The sequence below is a fragment of the Dyadobacter jejuensis genome (assembly GCF_003149085.1).
Taxonomy (GTDB): domain Bacteria; phylum Bacteroidota; class Bacteroidia; order Cytophagales; family Spirosomataceae; genus Dyadobacter; species Dyadobacter jejuensis.
Window position 1 is genome coordinate 165,631 of record NZ_QGDT01000004.1, and the last position, 18,666, is coordinate 184,296.

The 18,666-nt window shown below is 42.0% G+C and carries 20 protein-coding genes and 1 riboswitch; of the genes, 7 read left to right on the forward strand and 13 right to left on the reverse strand.

The genetic code is table 11. The annotated features are described in order from the left end of the window. Positions 1 to 9: 9 nt before the first annotated feature. The 3 genes from CLV98_RS09895 to CLV98_RS09905 all read right to left on the reverse strand — a co-directional run bounded on the left by CLV98_RS09895 (position 10) and on the right by CLV98_RS09905 (position 5,601). On the reverse strand, positions 10 to 3,597 hold the full coding sequence (locus CLV98_RS09895) for a TonB-dependent receptor (protein ID WP_109674157.1): 3,588 nt from the start codon (positions 3,595 to 3,597) through the stop codon (positions 10 to 12). Between the two features lie 197 nt (positions 3,598 to 3,794). Then, positions 3,795 to 4,892, reverse strand: coding sequence for a FecR family protein (locus CLV98_RS09900; protein ID WP_109674158.1), 1,098 nt, complete (start codon positions 4,890 to 4,892; stop codon positions 3,795 to 3,797). Positions 4,893 to 4,983: 91 nt separating this feature from the next. Then, positions 4,984 to 5,601: an RNA polymerase sigma factor gene (locus CLV98_RS09905; RefSeq protein WP_229203301.1), complete on the reverse strand. Its 618-nt coding sequence runs from the start codon at positions 5,599 to 5,601 to the stop codon at positions 4,984 to 4,986. A gap of 274 nt (positions 5,602 to 5,875) precedes the next feature. Between CLV98_RS09905 and CLV98_RS09910 the strand changes: the two genes are divergently transcribed. After that, positions 5,876 to 6,451, forward strand: a complete 576-nt coding sequence (locus CLV98_RS09910; protein WP_109674159.1) for a porin family protein — start codon at positions 5,876 to 5,878, stop codon at positions 6,449 to 6,451. Positions 6,452 to 6,742: 291 nt separating this feature from the next. Here CLV98_RS09910 and CLV98_RS23335 read toward each other — a convergent pair whose 3' ends face one another. Further along, complete coding sequence (locus CLV98_RS23335) at positions 6,743 to 6,928, reverse strand: hypothetical protein (protein ID WP_146202256.1); 186 nt, start codon at positions 6,926 to 6,928, stop codon at positions 6,743 to 6,745. A 185-nt stretch (positions 6,929 to 7,113) separates the two neighbouring features. On the opposite strand from CLV98_RS23335, the gene CLV98_RS09915 reads away from it, so the two are divergent. After that, positions 7,114 to 7,620 (forward strand): hypothetical protein, encoded by a 507-nt coding sequence (locus tag CLV98_RS09915; RefSeq protein ID WP_109674160.1) that lies wholly within the window; start codon positions 7,114 to 7,116, stop codon positions 7,618 to 7,620. Between the two features lie 22 nt (positions 7,621 to 7,642). On the opposite strand, the gene CLV98_RS09920 is transcribed toward CLV98_RS09915, so the two are convergent. From CLV98_RS09920 to CLV98_RS09930, 3 genes are all read right to left on the reverse strand, one after another. Further along, positions 7,643 to 8,443 carry an SDR family oxidoreductase gene (locus tag CLV98_RS09920; RefSeq protein ID WP_109674161.1) on the reverse strand — a complete coding sequence of 267 codons (801 nt, stop codon included), beginning with the start codon at positions 8,441 to 8,443 and terminating at the stop codon, positions 7,643 to 7,645. Then, on the reverse strand, positions 8,444 to 9,394 hold the full coding sequence (locus tag CLV98_RS09925; protein WP_229203302.1) for a S66 peptidase family protein: 951 nt from the start codon (positions 9,392 to 9,394) through the stop codon (positions 8,444 to 8,446). It abuts the gene before it with no gap. 81 nt (positions 9,395 to 9,475) lie between these two features. Then, positions 9,476 to 9,802 (reverse strand): DciA family protein, encoded by a 327-nt coding sequence (locus CLV98_RS09930; protein ID WP_109674162.1) that lies wholly within the window; start codon positions 9,800 to 9,802, stop codon positions 9,476 to 9,478. Between the two features lie 225 nt (positions 9,803 to 10,027). Beyond that, positions 10,028 to 10,136: riboswitch (SAM riboswitch) on the forward strand. Positions 10,137 to 10,369: 233 nt separating this feature from the next. On the opposite strand from CLV98_RS09930, the gene CLV98_RS09935 reads away from it, so the two are divergent. Next, positions 10,370 to 11,404 (forward strand): homoserine O-acetyltransferase family protein, encoded by a 1,035-nt coding sequence (locus tag CLV98_RS09935; RefSeq protein WP_109674434.1) that lies wholly within the window; start codon positions 10,370 to 10,372, stop codon positions 11,402 to 11,404. Positions 11,405 to 11,726: 322 nt separating this feature from the next. Here the strand turns inward: CLV98_RS09935 and CLV98_RS09940 are convergent, their stop codons facing one another. Continuing rightward, the gene (locus CLV98_RS09940) at positions 11,727 to 12,677 is read right to left on the reverse strand and encodes an SDR family NAD(P)-dependent oxidoreductase (RefSeq protein WP_229203303.1); all 951 of its coding nucleotides are present in this window, start codon (positions 12,675 to 12,677) and stop codon (positions 11,727 to 11,729) included. Positions 12,678 to 12,727: 50 nt separating this feature from the next. Next, a complete protein-coding gene (locus CLV98_RS09945) occupies positions 12,728 to 13,294 on the reverse strand; it encodes a Crp/Fnr family transcriptional regulator (protein ID WP_170120675.1) in 567 nt (188 codons plus the stop codon). A gap of 120 nt (positions 13,295 to 13,414) precedes the next feature. Between CLV98_RS09945 and tnpA the strand changes: the two genes are divergently transcribed. The 3 genes from tnpA to CLV98_RS24170 all read left to right on the forward strand — a co-directional run bounded on the left by tnpA (position 13,415) and on the right by CLV98_RS24170 (position 14,379). Next, positions 13,415 to 13,591, forward strand: coding sequence for an IS66 family insertion sequence element accessory protein TnpA (gene tnpA / locus CLV98_RS23430; RefSeq protein ID WP_158281226.1), 177 nt, complete (start codon positions 13,415 to 13,417; stop codon positions 13,589 to 13,591). Between the two features lie 127 nt (positions 13,592 to 13,718). Then, positions 13,719 to 13,892, forward strand: a complete 174-nt coding sequence (tnpB, locus tag CLV98_RS24165) for an IS66 family insertion sequence element accessory protein TnpB (protein WP_109674165.1) — start codon at positions 13,719 to 13,721, stop codon at positions 13,890 to 13,892. 337 nt (positions 13,893 to 14,229) lie between these two features. After that, a complete protein-coding gene (locus CLV98_RS24170) occupies positions 14,230 to 14,379 on the forward strand; it encodes a hypothetical protein (protein WP_158281227.1) in 150 nt (49 codons plus the stop codon). Between the two features lie 186 nt (positions 14,380 to 14,565). Here CLV98_RS24170 and CLV98_RS23735 read toward each other — a convergent pair whose 3' ends face one another. The 3 genes from CLV98_RS23735 to CLV98_RS09970 form a co-directional block, all read right to left on the reverse strand. Next, on the reverse strand, positions 14,566 to 14,718 hold the full coding sequence (locus CLV98_RS23735; protein WP_211320008.1) for a hypothetical protein: 153 nt from the start codon (positions 14,716 to 14,718) through the stop codon (positions 14,566 to 14,568). A gap of 202 nt (positions 14,719 to 14,920) precedes the next feature. Further along, positions 14,921 to 16,024: a nucleotidyl transferase AbiEii/AbiGii toxin family protein gene (locus CLV98_RS09965; protein WP_109674167.1), complete on the reverse strand. Its 1,104-nt coding sequence runs from the start codon at positions 16,022 to 16,024 to the stop codon at positions 14,921 to 14,923. Next, positions 16,021 to 16,785: a DUF6577 family protein gene (locus tag CLV98_RS09970; RefSeq protein ID WP_109674168.1), complete on the reverse strand. Its 765-nt coding sequence runs from the start codon at positions 16,783 to 16,785 to the stop codon at positions 16,021 to 16,023. Before CLV98_RS09970 ends, CLV98_RS09965 begins: the two co-directional genes overlap by 4 nt. Positions 16,786 to 17,225: 440 nt before the next feature. On the opposite strand from CLV98_RS09970, the gene CLV98_RS09980 reads away from it, so the two are divergent. Continuing rightward, positions 17,226 to 17,522, forward strand: a complete 297-nt coding sequence (locus CLV98_RS09980; protein ID WP_109674170.1) for a transposase — start codon at positions 17,226 to 17,228, stop codon at positions 17,520 to 17,522. Positions 17,523 to 17,857: 335 nt separating this feature from the next. Here CLV98_RS09980 and CLV98_RS09985 read toward each other — a convergent pair whose 3' ends face one another. Beyond that, positions 17,858 to 18,640: a glycerophosphodiester phosphodiesterase gene (locus tag CLV98_RS09985; protein WP_109674171.1), complete on the reverse strand. Its 783-nt coding sequence runs from the start codon at positions 18,638 to 18,640 to the stop codon at positions 17,858 to 17,860. Positions 18,641 to 18,666 lie beyond the last annotated feature (26 nt).

An 18,666-nucleotide genomic window follows, 5' to 3' on the forward strand; every position in this document is an offset into this window, starting at 1 on the left:
TCAGAGGATTTAGAACGACAGATTTAAACCAATCAAGAATTGACGGGTATTTGGATAAACCCCTTCATCCAGTCCAAATGCGGTAGAACCATCTACTTGGCTTTGTCCTACTTCAGGGTCTGGACCTGAGTATTTGGTGATGGTAAATAAGTTAGCCGTCTGAATATAGATTCGTGCCCTCTCAATTTTAAATTTGGTTAAAAGCTCCTTAGGTAAGGTGTAGCCTAGTTGTGCATTCTTGGCACGTAGGTAGTTCCCTTTTTCTACATAGTACGAGTTAGGTACGTTGGTAGTACTGAACGATCCTGTATTCTCTTGAATAGGGGCCGTAGCATTCATATGATCGGGAGTCCAGGAGTCGTATAAGGCGGTGTTGCTTTTGGCACCTTGGAAGTTGCTGTAGAAGTCGTGCCACCATTTAAGGTTATTCCAGATGTCGTTTCCAGCCACTCCATAGAAGAATATTCCAAAGTCAAAGTTTTTGTAATTGGCGCCAAGGTTTAGACCGTAGCTCATTTTTGGACTTGGATTTCCTAGATAGGTACGGTCATCAGAAGTGATTTGTCCATCGCCATTGATGTCCTCATAACGGAAACGTCCCACTTTAACCTCACTCTGGTATACCGCATTGGTATTGCCAGTTGCAGACTGAGCCGATGCGTTAGCGGCGTCAATTTCCTCCTGGCTGTTCCAGAATCCATCTATTTTATATCCGAAAAACTGGCCAATAGAATGTCCTACACCGTTTCTTACGATACTACTTCCGTTAAAACGGCGAGACTCCTGATCGAAGTAATCGACGCCATCGGTGATCTTAACGATCTTGTTATTATAAGTCGTTAAGGTAACGGTGGCGTTTAACTTAAAGTCGTTGGTCACCTTCTTTTCACCAAAGATAGAAAGGTCTATACCGTTGTTTTTCATTTTACCGATGTTGACGGCTGGGGCAGTACCTTGGCCAATCGTACCGGCCAATTCTGGTGAGAACAACAGATCCTGAATGTTCTTTTGGTAATAGTCAATGCTCAAATCGATGGCACCATTGAACAATTGGGCGTCGATACCGATGTTAGAGTTGATATTACGTTCCCATTTGGCTTGTGGGTTCCCTACACTGGTACGCTGAAAACCTTGGACCAAAGTGTTACCCGAACCCGTAATGTCATAGAACGAGTACTGGCGATTTTGTCCGTAAGTGGTAAAGGCATTGGCAGTCGAAATATTGAACTGGTTACCCATGATACCGTATCCACCTCTAAGCTTTAATTCTGACAACCAATTCAGTGGTTTCATGAAGTTCTCTTCGGAGATTCTCCATCCCGCACTCACGGCAGGGAAAAGACCATACTGTGATTCGAACTTAGAGGAACCATCGCGACGAGCGGTAACGCTAAACAAATAACGGTCCTTTAAAGTGTAGTCGATACGACCAATATAGGAGAACAAGGCCTCTGCAAAGCGACTGCTGTAGTTGGTTGGCGTAGAGGCACCAGTAGATAGATTGACGTAGTTGGGGTCAAAAGAGAAATATCCTTGAGTGGTCCCACCCACTTCCCGGCCTGTAGAACGGTAAGCTTCCGTACCTACCAATACTTTCAGGTTATGGACGTTATTGAAATTCTTTTCGTAAGAAAGGGTGTTGCTCCAGGTCCAGTTATAGCCCGAAGACGCACTTTCTGAATAAGAATTGGTGGTGTTATTTTCTGAGTTCTCCCATTCAGGGTAAGTGAATGAATGGCTGTTGCTGGAGTAAATAGTTCCTCCGAAGCTGGTACGGGCCACCAAATTTTTGGCTATGTCTATCTCTGCATACATATTACCCAAGAGCAAGTTGCTCAGGCTTTTGTTATTACGCATCCGATCCTGGATAGCTACTGGGTTTTTGGCATTTCCAAGGCCACTTCCGTAAGAACCAGCATAGTTTCCGTTAATATCGTATACCGGAATGATGGGTTGCATTCTAAAGGCCATACCAATACCGCCACCTTCTTCTAAAATGCCCGCTTTGGGGTTGTCTACTAGAGAAAATGCGATATTTTCACCGATTCGAATGCGTTTACTTACATTGTACTGGCTGTTAGCCCTTAAAGTATACCGTTTTAAATAGGTATTTTTAAGGTTTCCTTGTTGGTTGAAATGGTTGAAGGAGAATAGATAGTTACCCTGATCCCCTCCACCACTTACCGAAAGGTTATGGCTTTGGATGGGCGCATTGCTAAATATCTCGTGAAACCAATCTGTTCCTTGCTTGTTGGCCTTTACAATTCTGTTAAAAGAATCTAGGTCTCCTTGGTCGGTATAGTTGGGGTTTACGTAGTAATTGCTTAAATCCACTTCCGACTCACTTTTGCCACTCGGCACGATATAATCGGGAAGGGTAGGGTTGGGGCCCGATCCGTATTGATCGTCTTTGAAAGTAGGGTCATTAAGGTTGGTTCCAGAGTTGGCCAAAGCTTTGAATTGAAGTTCCGCCATTCCTTGTGGCGACAATATATCATATACATTGCCTTTACGTACCGTTTGAACGCCATAGTACATGTCGTAGTTGACGGTCACTTTTCCCTTACCTCTTTTGGTCGTGATGATCACCACCCCATTAGAAGCCCTCGAACCATAGATGGAAGCCGAGCCGGCATCTTTTAGAACCTGCATCGTCTCCACGTCGTTGGGGTTTAGGTTGTTGATATCCTGGGTAGGAACACCATCTACAACGAAAAGAGGGGTGTTGTTACCAAAGGAGTTAATACCTCTAATCCGAATCTGTGGCGCTTGTCCGGGCTGTCCAGAGCTAAGTACCGTAACCCCCGAAGCCCGACCTTGCAACTGGTTGGAAAGGTTAGAATTGGGGTTTTGAGTAAGTTCTCCCACTTTAACTACCGATACTGCTCCAGTCATATCCTGCTTTTTGGCCGTACCATATCCCACTACCACTACCTCACTAAGTAGTTTTTGATCTTGTGTCAGGGTTACATCTACTTTCGATTGAGAAGGGGATACCACTACATCCTTAGGAGCAAAACCTACGAAACTAAAGGTAAGCGTTACCTCGCCATCTGGAGTTTCTATTTGGTAATTTCCTTCTCCATCCGTATTGCTTCCTCTTTGGGTGCCTTTTACGACAATGGATACTCCTGGTAGGCCCATACCCGTATCATCGATAACCTTACCACTAATTTTGCGGTCCACCATACTTTGCTCTACGCTTTGGGTGGGGCGCATTAATGGGGTCGTAGTTTTTTGTCGTTTTAGGATGATTTGCTTTCCCGAAACTTCAAAGTCCAAATCCAAAGGGGTCAAGATGGTTTTTAGTGCCACCCCTAATGGCTCCTTGTCTAGATGAATACTAACCGTCCGGTCGGCCTTGATAAGGGATGAACTGTACAAAAATTTGATATTAACCTGTGCTTCTATTCTTGATAGGGCAATTCCAACCGCCTCGTTCTTTAAATGAAGGGTGATTTTGTTGTTGAGAACCTCTTGTGCTTCACTCGTACGGGCAAAGGCAAGAGTAGAAATAAGGGCAGCTATGAGCAGCTGCGAAAAACTAAATCTCATAAGGGTCGTCCAGTGAGGATAGTTAAAAAACTTTTTTTGCATAACTTTACAAAGTTTTGTTTGAGTATGATAATTGGACAAAACAAATCCTCTATCCGGTTATTCCGGATATCATTACGATTTGAGGAAATTGGTGGAGGGTTGGTGATGCTGCAACATCATCAACCTTTTTTTATGAAGTACTACTGCATAAGCGGGGGGGATTTTAGTTAAAAATTAGATTAGGTTTGTTATAGGTCTTATAAGCAACCCGGACCTTCGATCCAGATCTTGCCATCTTTTACGCTATACGTCGACTCCAACCCTTTGCATATCAGGTTGATTCGGTCAAAAAGACTCTCGTTGGTAAAAGATGCTGTCAAAACGCAGTTGCGGTATAAATTGCGATCGAATTCTATTTTAATTCCATATATCGCTTCAAGATTGTCCAATATGGCCCCCACGCCAGTATCCTGATACTGACTGACCTTACCCAGTTGGTAAGGAGTGAGCAAAGGGGCGGGATTTTCTATCAGTTGTTTTTCAATATCGATAATGTCCCGCGTATATATAGCACGCTGATTGGGGGTTAACGTGGCGTTTGGTCGCTGGTCTTTCTGCAAAAAGGAATGACTCTTTGATTTTCTGGAGAAAACCGAAACCTTACCCGTTTTTACCGCCACTTCCATCACTTTCGATTTTTCAAAGGCCTTTATAGTAAAACTGGTACCCAGTACCTTCGTGACTAGCTCATGCGAATAGACGAAAAAAGGTTTATTCGCATTTTTTGTTACATTAAAGAAAGCTTCACCAGTAAGGTATACCTCCCGCTTTTCATTGCGGGCGAATGCCGTGGGATAACTAAGCTTGCTATTGGGTTGTAGGGTAATGGTGCTACTATCGGGGAGTATGACCATTAAAGAACTCGGCCCCAAGTTTACCTTTTCAATAAGGGTATTTCGGATGGGGAAAGTCTGGGATTGGTAGCTGTAGTCAGGTTTTAAAACATAGGACCATATAGCCCAGCCGCATACGAGGAGTACAACGGCGGCGGCACTATAAGTTGCCAGGAATCGAAAGGTCCTATTGGGTGTGATTTGTTTTTCATCACTTACAATATAATGGTCAATTTGAGACCACATGCTCGTCACCTGCTTTACTGTAGGTGCGTTTAAGTTGGACTCCTTATGCAGGCTGACCAGCAATTGCCTGGCCTGCTGTATTATTTCATTTTTTTCGGGATACTCCTCTATAACACCTTGCCAATAGGCATCAGACTCTGGGTCGGGTGCAAGGCACCATTCCCTAAAGGGCTGATACAAAAGGAAATCGTCTAACTGGTAATGTTTATAGGACATTTCTTATCCTGATTTGGGATATTTACTTAACTCGTTCTATAATACCAGAGACCACCTTGGGAGGTTTTAACTCACTTAATTAGAAATTTTTTTATAATAAAAATAAAAATAGGAATAGAGAGAGGGCTAAAGCTAGATGTTTCAACTTCAGTACTGCCCTCTGAATTAGGTTACGGACCGATTGTTCGTTGATTAGTAAAATGTCCGCTATTTCAGCATAGCTAAGGTCTTGATAGTAACGGAGCGTAAGGGCCTCATACTGGCGTAAAGGAAGGGACTTGAGATGAAACTCCAGGTCCTTGCGTTGTTGAGTCTCCCCTTCTTGCTGAATAATCTCGTATTCTATAGGTACGGTGGGGGGTAAAATATCGGAATCTTCCGAATCGAGTTCCCGGAATCGGTTAATATGTCTTTTTTCGGCCTTGTAGATACGCCTTCTTAAGGAGCGAAAGAGGTAGTATTTAGGAGATACGGCCTCAGACAGGCGTTCGCGACTCTGCCACAGATCAATGAAAAGATCCTGAATGAGGTCCTCAATTACGGATGCATCTGGGAGTATTTTGTACCCATACGAATACAAAACCCTAACGTAGCGCTTATACAGCTTTTCAAAGGCTTTGCTATCCCCTTGTTGAAAGGCACTCCAAAGCAATTGGTCTTCAGTATTGTCGGCGAAAGGGATCAAGAATAACGATGGATTTTTTATCAAAAGTATTAAAATCTTACTATATATGATATTCTAAAGGATAATATATTCTTAATATTGATATAATTTAAGCTTATTTTAATCAAATAATGTCAAATTCATCATTTCAAGCTAAGGGCTCAAGTGCTATACAGAGCAGTTAATGTGCGGTAACATCGCATGATGGAGAGTAGACAACTGGACTCATTTTAATGCCTCGGACTGGGGAATCCTCCATGGGGCTTTTCGTGGCATGATCTTTGTGCTCTTAATCTAAAAACATGAACGATTTATTAATATGAAAAAATTAAGCATCACATTCGTATTGGTTATCACGGCCTTGATGGCCCAAGCCCAGACATTTAGCTTTGGACCCAAAGTAGGACTCAATGTCAGCAATTATACCGGGGGAAATATAGAATCGGACGCCTTGGTGGGAGCCCACCTGGGTGGTATCTTGAACTTTGGCATAGGGCAGAACTTCTCCATTCAACCGGAGGTGTTGTTTTCTACACAAGGAGCCAAAATCGACGTGGCGGGGAGTAAGAGAGATTATAAAACGTCCTATGTTACGGTTCCTGTGTTGTTTAAGCTTAAAGCCAATGGAGGCCTTTTCGTGGAGTTGGGGCCGCAGTTTGGCTTCCGGACCTCCGAGGATATTCCGGATCAAACCATCGATCATTTTGCCAAAAACCTAGATTTAGCAGCAGCCTTAGGTCTGGGATATCAAGCCAATTTTGGACTTGGTTTCGGCGCAAGATATATTGCTGGCCTATCCAAGGTAGGTAACTTTGATGCGGGTAATATTGGTCCCGATTTTAAGAACAGTGTTCTCCAGTTTAGCATCTATTATGCCATACCAGTCGTGAAATAAGATTAGTAACATCCATTTACATCAGTAGGCATGGCCCTCACCAAGGAGATTTTCCCCAGGTGAGGGCCATTTTTTATAGACGGGATTTTCTAAGAGATCAATTTTATTCGAATGGAGTTTTTATTATAAAGCATATAATTTTATTTCTATACTGAATAGAAAACTATGCAAATGATTTAGATTATTTATTTAGATTTGCGGTCATTTTAAATTGCCCTATAGAGGTAATGTGGTGAAGTTTGATTTTAATCCGGGTTTTCTTGTCAAGAAAACTCGTCGAAAATGTTCTAATTATTGTCCAGAAGTGGGGATCTTACTCGTTGGCGTAAGTGACTTTTTGCGCTTCATTTTTACGGTCAAATTGATCAAGAAGTAGAGAATAAGCAGGGGGGATACCAAAAGAGCGGCAACTAACGTGGCTACGATTAGAATAGATCCTAAAATTAAATGGAGGGTGACTCTTACTGCTTTATTCATTTGACTGGTCGGAATACGGAGCTGTTACTTCGCTCATTATAAGAATAATACGGGGTTTACAGCCCTAAAGATGGCAAATAAAAGGTTACTAGAAAATACTTACTTATTTAAATGCAAATTTTAGATTTTCAGATTTCCTGCCAAGAGAGATTGTCTAGCATTGTTTAATTATTATTTTTTTTTGAATGAAAATTTGGGTATTCGTTTCGCTTTGGTCCTTAGTATATTTCCCGACCATGGCCCAGGATAAGATTGTCATGCATAATGGCGAAATTATAGAAGGGAAGGTTAACTTCCTCACTACTAGTGAAGTACATTACAGAAGTAACACCACGCTTAAGGCCGAAACGATTCCTAAGCCGCTCGTTGAAAAAATAATCTATAAAAAAGGGATTGTAGAAGGGATTTCGACGAAGGTCGACGTGCAGGGGGCCAAGGACTGGGAGAAGGTACAGCTTACCGATAATCCTTTAAAAGTTAAGGGGCTGACGCCAAAGGGGGAGATTGGGATCCGTAGCATAGGGGATATAAAGCTCTCTGGAGTGAATGGTTATGAAAACAAGGAGCTACAGCGGGTAAAAAAGCTAGCAGCGAAGCAAGAAGGGCATTTGATATTCTTAACCAAAGAAAACAAGTTGGATGCGGGGCGTTCTAAGCATAAAATGGAAAAGGCCATTATCTACGGGTATTAACCCGAAACAATGGCCTTTAGGTTTACTCCGGTATATTTTTACGAACCTGATCGAAAAGAACATTAGGCAAAAATCTTTTTAAGTATATAGCCGCTACTTCTTTTAATCCGCCAATGTAGATTTCTTTTTTATCCTTTTTTACCGCCTTTAGGATGGTCTGTGCGCAAGTTTCCGGGGGGATCCCGTTGGCCTGATTTTGGTCCATCTTTCCAAATTTTCCTCCCCCTTCATTCAGCGCGTTCAATGAAATATTGGTGCGGATGTAACCAGGACATACCGTAGTAACGCCTATGCCATACTGATAACCTTCGGCCCGAAGCGAATCATAAAAGCCATGAAGCGCATGTTTGGACGCATTATAGCCCGATCGCATAATGGTTCCAATTTTTCCGGCTACGCTACTCATGACTATAAAATGCCCTTCCTTTTGTGCCATCATATGGGGTAGGACGGCCTTGGTGAGTGCTACCGTACTAAAGAAGTTGACGTCCATGAGTCGCTTATAAACAGTAAAATCCGTTTCATTTATATAGGATCGTTGACTCACTCCGGCATTATGGACCATCAGGTCTATTCGGCCAAATTTCTGGATGATTTTGTCGACAGCGGGTTGGGCTTGCTCAAAGTCGGTGACGTCGAGAGGAAGCACTAGGATGCGATCGTCGGGCAATTTGCTTTTGTTTTTAACCCTTTCTAGTTCCTCTATTCGGCGTGCTGATATCACTAGCTTAGCCCCTTCCTGGGCGAAGGCTAAGGTTAGGGCTTCTCCTATTCCGGAGGATGCTCCGGTAATCCAAACGATTTTGTGGTTAAAATTTTTCATCTATGATCGGGTGATCGGGTTGGTATTAGAAAAGTAAAGGATAGATTCGGTTGCCGAAACCTCCAGGACGGCTGGTGCTCCTATTCGGAGTGGTCGGTTGTCGGCTACATGTCCGGCAGGGAAGTTATGGCATACCGGATAGTGGTATTCTTGGATATGTTCTGCTATAATCTCGGTATATGTTTGCCCAAATGTGGGATCCGAATTATCTTTCATATCCGTAAATTGTCCAATAATGATACCTGCCAATCCAGCTAATTTTCCAGCCCTTTTCAGTTGAAGCATCATGCGGTCGAGGTTGTACAGGTATTCGTTAATATCCTCTATAAATAGGATACAGCCTCGGGTGTCGACCTCGGAGGCGCTACCGATCAGGTGCGACAGCAAGCACAGGTTGCCTCCCACCAGATTCCCTTCGGCGCGTCCTAGCCTGTTGAGGGCATGTGGCGGACAGTGATAGGCAGGCTCTTCTCCAAAAAGCATATTTTTTAGCGCCAAGCTCGCTTGCTCGGCACCGATCAACGACATCGATTTAACCATGGGGCCATGTATGCTTTGTACCCCTATGTTGTACAAATGGTTGCCTAGTACGGTGAGGTCGCTGAAGCCGATGATCCATTTGGGGTTTTCCAAAAACTTGGTAAAGTCGAGTTGGTCAATAATTCGAGAACAGCCATACCCCCCACGAGCGGCAAAGATGGCTTTTAGCTCTGGATGATCGAGCATAGTTTGCAGATCCTGGCTACGGCGTTGGTCCGTATCGGAAAACTGAAAATAGCCGCTATGCAGGGTCTGACCCTCTACGACCTTGAGGCCCCAGTCGTCGGTGAGGGTGGCTATCCCTTCCTGCAGGTCTTCGTAGCGAACGATACTGGCTGGAGCTAATAGGCCCACTGCGTCGCCGGCACGCAAATCGGCCGGTCGTCTGGGAGATGTATTTATATCTATCAAAACTGATTATGTACTAAAACTTGAAATATGGTGCGTTTCTAAAACCCGGCGAATGGTGGGCGGTGGGGGGTGGGGGGAGCGTTATATAAATATTACATCTTCCACCAATTCAGAACCCATTTCCCGGTTGATGAGCTCGATGATTTTACTTTTGGCCCTTACCAACTCATTCCGTAAAGGAGCCGATTCTATTTGCAAATACAGCGATCGATCCTTGATGAATACTTTCTTGGTACGAGAGGCAATGGTAGATCCCATAATTTTATCCCAATGAGCCACTACATACGACTGCTCGAAGCGGTTGCGAAGCTGGTACTTGTCTAGCATTTGCTCTATGGCGTCCTTGAGAGGGGTTACCCCTGGGCGCCTAGAGGCTTTTTCTCGATCGAATCTATATTGTTGTGCCATGAGTCGTAAGATATGAAAACAAAGATAAAAAAGTAAATGTGGACCTACTAGTAAATACATAAATCCAAACGAATTTAAATGGGCCCACTGGCCGGGGTGGTATCAGCCGGCAATGGGCCTCTATGGCCCATTTTCTTCCAGAGCGTGGATATAAAATTTGGTATTTTGGAGCTGGAGACTTAATATTGTGCTATCAAGTCAATTGCTTCACATATTCTGGCGATTGATTTATAGAGAAGAGGCGAGAGAATGGGCTCTACGAACCTCTGGCAACCTGCTACCACTGTTGGAGAAAGGTGCTAATTCCCACCTAAGCAATTAGGAAATATAAACTCAATTCGTTGATGCATATTTTATTCTATTTAGCGGGAAGCGTACAAGCTTCAATTCATTCACATCTCAGTTGGCCTTCTCCAAAGCCAGCAAGGGCCTCTGTTTTTGTCCAGAGCAGCCGTTTACTTGCTAGCTATGGGATAGATGTGGCTGTAGATAAGGATCGATGGCTCTAATGGGTATAGCAAATTGATAGTAATAGGTTCACGACAACAAAAACATGAAATGGCGAATATGCAAGCCGAACAAAAAATATTTAAATATCCCTACGCGTACACACTAGAATTGGGTCAGGAATTGAGTGGGTTTGAGTTGTCCTATACTACTTACGGTACTCGTAACGAGGCCGACGATAATATCGTTTGGATTTGCCATGCCCTTACGGGTAGCTCCAATGTAACCGAATGGTGGGACGGCCTGGTAGGAGCGGGGAAATACTTTGATCCGGAAAAAGACTTTATCATTTGTGCCAATGTGCTGGGTTCGGCCTATGGCTCTACCGGTCCCCTATCTACCAATCCCGCTACCAAGGAGCCATACTATAGAGACTTTCCCGTCGTAACGGTCAAGGATGTGGTGGGCGCTTTGGATCTACTAAGGGAGGAGCTTGGAATTCGTAAAATTAAACTTTGTATTGGCGGTTCATTGGGGGGGCAACAGGCCGTAGAGTGGGCCGTAGAGGTTCCCGATCTTTTTGAACAATTGATTCTGATTGCCGCCAATGCGGTGCATTCGCCTTGGGGAGTGGCCTTCAACGAGTCTCAGCGCATAGCAATGGAGGCAGATGCTAGTTTTATGGAGAAGCGTGCCGATGGTGGTAAACTGGGGATGAAGGCTGCTCGGTCTATGGCCCTGCTGTCGTATCGTAATTATGATACCTACAACTTTACCCAGGCCCGGGACAACCCTGACCAAGTCGATAATTTTAGGGCTTCATCCTATCAACAGTACCAAGGGGAAAAATTTATGAAACGGTTTAATGCCTTTTCCTATTGGACGCTTACCAAGCTGATGGACTCCCATAATGTGGGGAGAAATAGAGGGGGGATTGTACATGCACTGGGCATGGTAAAGGCCAAAACGCTGGTGCTAGGAATAAAATCGGATATTTTGTTCCCACCTGCCGAACAACAATTCTTAGCGCGTCATATCCCTATGGCCACTTACCAGGAAATTGATTCGCTATATGGTCACGATGGATTCCTGATAGAGTATAAGCAGCTCACTCAAATTATAAGAGGCTGGCAACAGGACAAAGGATATCTGTAAGCAGCTATAGGTCGCACCAACTACAAAAAAATACTTCCCCGGATCGGAGCCTTATAAGGGCCTGTCCGGGGATTTTTTATTATAGTTTTCAAGTAAATGCTGAATCGGTTCAATCCTGGGCTTTTTCTATTTTAAGTCGGCCTATGGTAAAGCCCGCCTATGCAGTTGGCAGGGGTAGGCCGCAAGGAGGCGATTGCGGACTTCAAACTTATCGTGCCGCCACCAAGTTGAAGCGGGCTGCAATCGTTGATTTTACTGCTATCTCGCCTGTTATTTATATACATTGTTACCTGCTGCCATTTTTTCCAAAAGTTTCTTTATGTTATTCTGTACATATGGTTTTTGTCAGTTCGAGGCTACCATTCCACAGGCTTTTTTGAAAAACCTTGTTATAAGAATCAACTGATGTTTTAACAACTTTTCCATCTGAGAAATAAATTCCCTTTAAGTCTTTATACTTGTCAGAATACGCAAGGTTTGCTAAATTTCTTCCCGCTTGAGCTGGGGTATGTATGTTGCTTTTAAATAGGGTCAAAACAGGGAATACGTTTTTCCATAAAAATCGCATAATAGGTGAATACGTTTTGGCAAGTCCTGTTCCTGGTGTCATTCCTGGGTCATAGGCATTTACCCGAATGTTTGTGTTTTTCAACCGCTCTTGTAATTCATAAGTGGTCATGATGTTACACAGTTTTGATGTAGAATACCTTCTTTGCCCAACAAAGTTAGGTTTTTCGGAAGTTTCTTTTGGGAAAGCAAGCTCTTGAACACTGGTATAAATAGGGGGTTCTATTGGTGTTTTGAGTGCTGGGTCGTGTGTTTCGCTAGATGTGAATGTTATGTGTCCTTCATTTTTCACAAAGGGTAATAATTGCATAGTCAAGGCAAACGAACCAAGATGATTTACACCAAATGTCTGTTCAAATCCATCTGCCGTAAATTGTGTTTCGCCAATATTCTGTACTCCTGCATTATTTATCAAAATAGAAATGGAGTTGTTTTTTTCTTTGGCAAATGATTCAGAGAATTTTCTTATAGATTCTAAAGAAGCCAAATCTAATTCCAAGCATTTCAGGTTTTTATGACCTGTTTTGGTTTTTATTTTTTCTATTACTCCTTTTCCTGCTTCAATATTTCTGGCAGGAATGATAATTTGTTCGTCTTTGGCCATTTGAGCCATTTGTAAAGCACACTCAAAACCAATTCCACTGGTTGCTCCTGTAATAATAATTGAATCCATATTTTCTTGTTTTCTATTAAAATGATGAAGCAAAGTTCAGCACTTCAAAAACAAAAGCTTTTGCCATTTGGCAAATAGTGAATTCAGATACTTTTTCGAATCCTGCTCAATGATGATTGCGTGATTCCTAAATAAGAAGCGAGATAGGAAAGCGGAATTCTGTTGGCTAAATTCGGAAACTTTTCTAAAAAACTAAGATACCTTGTTTTGGCATCTTCGGCTAACATTGGACTTAGTTTATTTACCTTTTCAACCAATGCTTTTTCTGTTATTTTATTGATAATGCCGTCCCACTGAATGATAGTTGCTGATAAATCGTGGAGTGATTCTGTAGAAAATACAAGTAGCGTACAATCTGTTACAGCCTGTACATATTCTGAAGAGGGGATTTTTTGATTGAAGCTGTTTATGTCCACTGCAAAATTGTTTTCATCAACAAAGTATTTGGTGATTTCATCTCCTCCGCTGTTATAGTAACATACCCGTAAAATACCTTCTTCAATAAAAGCTACTTGTTTTGGTATTTTTCCTGCTTCGGAAAAGTAATCGCCCTTTTTCAACGCCAATACCCGTGCTTTTCTTTTTATCAAGTCAATTTGCTGTTGATTTAGCTGCCCAAATTCCAACAGATAGTTTATTAATTTGTCCATAGTCGCAAAGATTGTCATTGCATTTTAATCGGAATTTGTCAAATGGCAAAATGTTGATTGATTGTAAGCAACCACCCATCCCCTTCTTTCCACCCAACGCTTTTCTTTGGAGCTTGTCGAATGGAAAATATACAAATAAAAAACGAGCATTACTACCAGCAGCTTCATGGACAGTGGAAGGATAGTAGCTTAGGAGTCAAGGCCTTTTGCGAGCAGCCATCGGCCCAATTTGCCACATTTAGATATTGGGTTCGAAAAATTGGAGTAATCGATAAAAGACGCTACTGGCTTTACTGAGTTAAGATTGGGAGTTGGACCTAACCCATCAAATCCCGTAGCGGTACTTAGTTTTGCGCTAGGACCAGCTTGTCGTTTTACGAATTCCCAGACCTTACTGGGATTAAATCGCTGCTTTCATAAAGTCATGTTGCTTTTAACACCCAACATTCGTTACTTTCTTTATAACCAACCTGTAGACAAGCGTTACGGCATATACTCATTAGCTGGACGGGTACAGAATGGTCTGCACCTAAATCGTGTGTCGGGGGATGTATTCGTTTTTAGCGGTAAGCGGTGCAATCAAATCGGTTTGCTTTAACGGTCCGACGGTCGGTGGGACAAAGGCTGGTTTGCCCACTAAACAAAACGCCTGGAGTTGGGTACTTTCGAACGCCCCTAGGATGGAGAACTGCTAATCTCTTCGAGAGATCCGATAAAGTCAGACAAAAAGTGGTAGTCATCGCTCCGGTCCCCATCAGAACGATCCAAAAAGGGCTCTTCGATAAATCGATACTGGTATTCCTTCGGGTAAATACGTTAGTCGATCACTTACCGCTCCACCGGCAGAAACAAACCGTTGAACGAATGGGCTTAAAAAATCGGAAAGGCCATAGCCTATGCATTGCCTTTGCTGGACAACCGCGGCAGTGGACCGCATGAAGAACTATACAGTACATGAGGATCTGCAGCTGTACAACAACCTGATCGAAAATGCCATCAGACCGGTGGACGTGGGGAGAAAGTGGCGAATCACCGCACCGTACCTGTTCGCCAATACACACGAACAGCCCCAAATGCGGCTATGATCTACTCCTTGTTAGCTGCCTGTAAAAAACATAAAGTGAATCCAAACGACTGGCTATTGGACGTGTTATTCAAACTCAACGATATCAATTACGACGGTAAGTTCTTTGAACTACTTCCACTTAGGTGGAAAATATCCTAAGCCCTGTTAACTAAATAGCAATAGGGGGATGGTCTACTGCTTACGCTTAGGAAATGATCGTATTCTCCATAAAGATGCCCGTTACTGGCAAAACATACTTGACTTCAAAAGGCTCACATTCTAGATACTTTTTTGCTTGCTGCATTCCTTTTAACGGATCTTCATCTTCTTTTTCTGCTACAATAATCGCAACTGGCAAATATTTTTGGCATGTCACCAACTTGAACATAAAGTAGATAATCCGTATTTCCCCTTTCTTTTTTTCGTCCTTTTGGACCTGTACATTCTTCAGGAGCTGGTGTTTTGCATTCCAGCCATTTGATTATTATCGTCACCCTTTTTCCTGAGTATTAGGTCAATTAAATGATATCTTATTTCTTGCTCGTTTATTCTCATGGCTATTATTTTTTGGCTGTTAAAAGTTCAACCGTTTTGAACCAATAGAAGAAGGAAGATTTATCAGGCTGTTTTTTTAACTTATTCAAGAAGGTCCAATCTTTGTCTTCGATCATCAAATCTTTAATATCCTGACCTTCATAGTATATAATTGGGGAAAGATCATTTACCTTGATTTTTGCTACCAGGTAAGCAATTCTGGCAGATGCCGGTATCGCATCATCAATCCTAAAGTTTCCTGCGATTAAGAATCCGGTACCAAAAGCAATGATCCCTTTTTGCAATTCTTTGAATTTTGCTTTTTCATCATCATTGCCACTATCACGCTTGGCCAGAATGATGCAAGTATCAATCGTGTCCTGTAGTACCATTTCCGGAGTTAGTTTAGCTTCTTGGGTTCCCTTTTTCCGGTAAAAAATTTCATGTTCAGCAAATACCTGAAAACTGGCCGCTACCACTTCCATGTTTTGAATGTTCTCGAAGAGCTTGCTCAAATCGAAAAGCTGTTTACAAATCTCCATGGAGAACGGTTGCTGGTCTTTCCCCTTGAAGTAAGGGATGCCAATGGTGTTTGGAGCAAATGCTGTTAGTTTATCTCCTGTGATTGAATCAATAGATGGCATGGTGACCATAGTCTCATTTTCTGTTTCGATCCATTTGGTAATCACAGGTTTTTCGATCACATCCGGATAAATTGAATCTTCAATTAGAATATCTAATAGAATGGTACCAGATCCTTGTCTAGCAGAATCAAATTTGAATTTGTAGTGCGCTTTTGGTACTCCTGGTTTGTAGCTCCGATGTTCGTCAAGTTCAACACTCGTGAAATTGGAAGAATCTATAACCTTTTGCAAAATATCCTCCAGTTCTTTCCGATCAGTTTTGCTAATTATGTCGATATCAATGGAGAATCGGTTTCCTGATTCTAATAAAAGGACCAAACTGGTACCTCCTTTGAAAACAAAATGAAGTCCATTGCTTTTTAATCGCTCCAGCAAATGCAAAGCGTAAATCATTTTTTCCAAAATGATTTTGTCAATTCGCTTATGGTCTTTTTGCTTCTTAAAACCCTCTAACCATTCATCAGTAAAGCAATGCTCCTTTATCATTCAATAATGTCTTTTACGAGGTGGTACATGTGGTTCGTCATGAACTGCTTAATGTCTTGTTCTCTTTCCCTTCGTTTTGCGTAGCTGAAGAGCTTGGTGAAATTGATGGCATAGTTGCTAATGGCATTTTCGTAGATGTGCATCAATTCAGAACCTTGCAGATAATAGAAAAGCCTTTCTTCTGCAAAGAGGTCCACCAAGATCTTCTCAAGTAGTGGAGTATAAAAATTCACCCTTTTCTCCGATCTTCGGGCAATTGGGGATCGCGTAATTAATTTTTTAATAATTACTGGATAGTCACTTTCAGCGATATAAAAATCGATGGATTTATTATCAGGATTGAGATAAAGCTCGTTTCTTGATGTGTCCTTTAAATCGTAATACAAGGACTCAATGAAATCTTTTTCTATTTCTATCAGGATGATTCGTCTGCTGGCCTGATGCTGTGAAAACTCATTAAGCCATTCTGTTTCCCAAATGCAATGTTTGGCGTCCTCAAATTTGTCTGTGATTCGCTTTGCGAGCTTAATAAGTTCTGGCGATATTTCGGGTTTGTACTTGGGTTTATATGAAATAACATAGAGCCCTCTCTTGAGTGGTCTAATTAGGTTTTTGCCTTTGAGTTCGAAGATTCTCCAGCCAAAGGTTCCCTCTTTCAGATCAGGTTCAAAATAGCGATAGAATTCAAAGAGGTCTTTTCGGGTAAAATACTCCCTGTCCTTAAATTCTTCAATCAACCTATTCTCTATTATTTTTGGCATTTCAATTCAAATTTTTACCAAAACTACAAAATTCTGGTGAATATTTGAAATCAAAAAAACGCCAGTAAATCAGAATACTGGCAAATATTGGAATTCTCGTTGGGCCAGAGATTTGGCTCTTTTGCAAAGCCTAGTTTGTGGGTTGCCTTGCGTTGTAAATGTGCCCAATGAGCGATGGTATTCCTTTGTCCCATGGCATACACAGGCTGTTTAACTCCCAAATAATACACCATATCGTGTATATCCTTATTGTAAATACTTATTTTTTCTTTAAATATCTAAATTATCAAGCGGACTCTTTGGTGCTTTATTATTATAGACAATAGGTGGGGGTATGGTGGTAAAAGCCTGATAAATTACTGGACACAAATTTATGTTTACTATGTTTAAATCTATGTTCTAGGAGCAAGCACCGTAAGAGCTAGAATCAGCAACAAGAATTGGAGATTATCCATATCTATCGCGAGAAAGGTTTAAGCACTACCTCGGTTGAGTTTGTGGTGTCTTCTACCAGTATTTATAAGTGGGATGCTCTTTATACGGAGAACGGCGAGGCGGGTTTAACACTTGGAACACGCTCGGATAAAGATGCTGAAATGCAGCGGATCTTACGTGAAAACCGAGAACTAAAAGCCATCGTTGCTGAAAAGCAATTGACCTTAAAAATAAAGGATTCATTATTAAAAAAAGCTAATTTCAGAAGAATTAAGGATGCAAGTGGCAACCGATTTTATTAAAATGGCTTTCCTTAACAAACGGTTGTAAGCCTTTGCGCCGTGGCTAGAAGTTCGTTTTGATACAAATCTTTTGATGGTAAACCAAGGTGAAGACCATGGGCGAAAATGATTCAAAGGAATGGTCAAATAGTTTCAGAATTTGAGATGGAAACCTTGGTATAGAGCTCTTGAAAACCGTTTATTGATTTTGGTTAATTAAAAACGTATCATTATTTAAAAGAATCGTCTTAGGAAATCAGCAGGAGGAAAGTTATAAAATAGAAGAGGTTACTTAATTTCTAGCGACCTTCTCACTGAAATTAAGTAACCTCTATCTTTAATGCCTTTACCTGATTTTACTTTAAAAGCTCAAAAAGAAGTTCCGGCTCATTGGTCGTCATATAGTCCAGGCCTTGATCCATAAGGTCCTTCATGGTCGACTTATCGTTGACGGTCCATGCGTTTGTGATAAGACCCAATTGTTTGAATTCTGCAATCCAGGTCGGGTTTTTCTTAAAGGCAGAATAGTGATAGTCTACCCCATCGAGCCCAGAAGCCTTAATAACCTCTGGAGATTTATCTCCCGATAAATATAGCACCTCGGCTTTAGGGTTTATTTTTTTTACCAATAAACATACGTCATAGTCGAAGCTGATATAGTCGGTTATAGCCTCCACTTTAAGGCGCTCTACCAACTCCACACATTTTTTTGCCAAAGCCAGAGAATGCTCTTTACTCTGCTTAGAGGCTTTGATTTCTAATACCAGTCGGGTTCTTTTTTGCTTTTTGCCAGCCTTCAAATAGCTTTCGAGCCGGGGGAGGGGTTCGCCGTTGCTCAGTTGTATTTTATCGAGATCCGTGGAATTATTGGTTTCGATGTCGGTGCCTTTTATATCGTGGTCATGGTGGACGTACAACACCGAATCGGCAGACATATGGACGTCAAACTCACTGCCATAACACTTCATTTTGATGGCTGCTTGTAAAGCTGCCAGGGAGTTTTCGGGGACCTGGGTATTTTTCCAAGCCCCTCTATGTGCTATTACCTTGGTTTTTGATTCCATTTTATGACCTTGTGAAAAAGCCGCCGACTGGGACATCAGGCCGGCTATGAGGGCTAATACTATTATTTTCTTCATCTGTCTTTTAGCGGATTTGGTTTAAA

Coding starts and splice junctions, on each gene's coding strand:
- CLV98_RS23335 (WP_146202256.1), bottom strand. CDS start 6,928: ATGAATAAAGCAGTAAGAGTCACCCTCCATTTAATTTTAGGATCTATT.
- tnpA (WP_158281226.1), top strand. CDS start 13,415: ATGGAAAATATACAAATAAAAAACGAGCATTACTACCAGCAGCTTCAT.
- CLV98_RS09985 (WP_109674171.1), bottom strand. CDS start 18,640: ATGAAGAAAATAATAGTATTAGCCCTCATAGCCGGCCTGATGTCCCAG.
- CLV98_RS09945 (WP_170120675.1), bottom strand. CDS start 13,294: ATGGACAAATTAATAAACTATCTGTTGGAATTTGGGCAGCTAAATCAA.
- CLV98_RS09920 (WP_109674161.1), bottom strand. CDS start 8,443: ATGAAAAATTTTAACCACAAAATCGTTTGGATTACCGGAGCATCCTCC.
- CLV98_RS09910 (WP_109674159.1), top strand. CDS start 5,876: ATGAAAAAATTAAGCATCACATTCGTATTGGTTATCACGGCCTTGATG.
- CLV98_RS09900 (WP_109674158.1), bottom strand. CDS start 4,892: ATGTCCTATAAACATTACCAGTTAGACGATTTCCTTTTGTATCAGCCC.
- CLV98_RS09930 (WP_109674162.1), bottom strand. CDS start 9,802: ATGGCACAACAATATAGATTCGATCGAGAAAAAGCCTCTAGGCGCCCA.
- CLV98_RS09970 (WP_109674168.1), bottom strand. CDS start 16,785: ATGCCAAAAATAATAGAGAATAGGTTGATTGAAGAATTTAAGGACAGG.
- CLV98_RS09915 (WP_109674160.1), top strand. CDS start 7,114: ATGAAAATTTGGGTATTCGTTTCGCTTTGGTCCTTAGTATATTTCCCG.
- tnpB (WP_109674165.1), top strand. CDS start 13,719: ATGTTGCTTTTAACACCCAACATTCGTTACTTTCTTTATAACCAACCT.
- CLV98_RS24170 (WP_158281227.1), top strand. CDS start 14,230: ATGAAGAACTATACAGTACATGAGGATCTGCAGCTGTACAACAACCTG.
- CLV98_RS09965 (WP_109674167.1), bottom strand. CDS start 16,024: ATGATAAAGGAGCATTGCTTTACTGATGAATGGTTAGAGGGTTTTAAG.
- CLV98_RS09895 (WP_109674157.1), bottom strand. CDS start 3,597: ATGCAAAAAAAGTTTTTTAACTATCCTCACTGGACGACCCTTATGAGA.
- CLV98_RS09935 (WP_109674434.1), top strand. CDS start 10,370: ATGCAAGCCGAACAAAAAATATTTAAATATCCCTACGCGTACACACTA.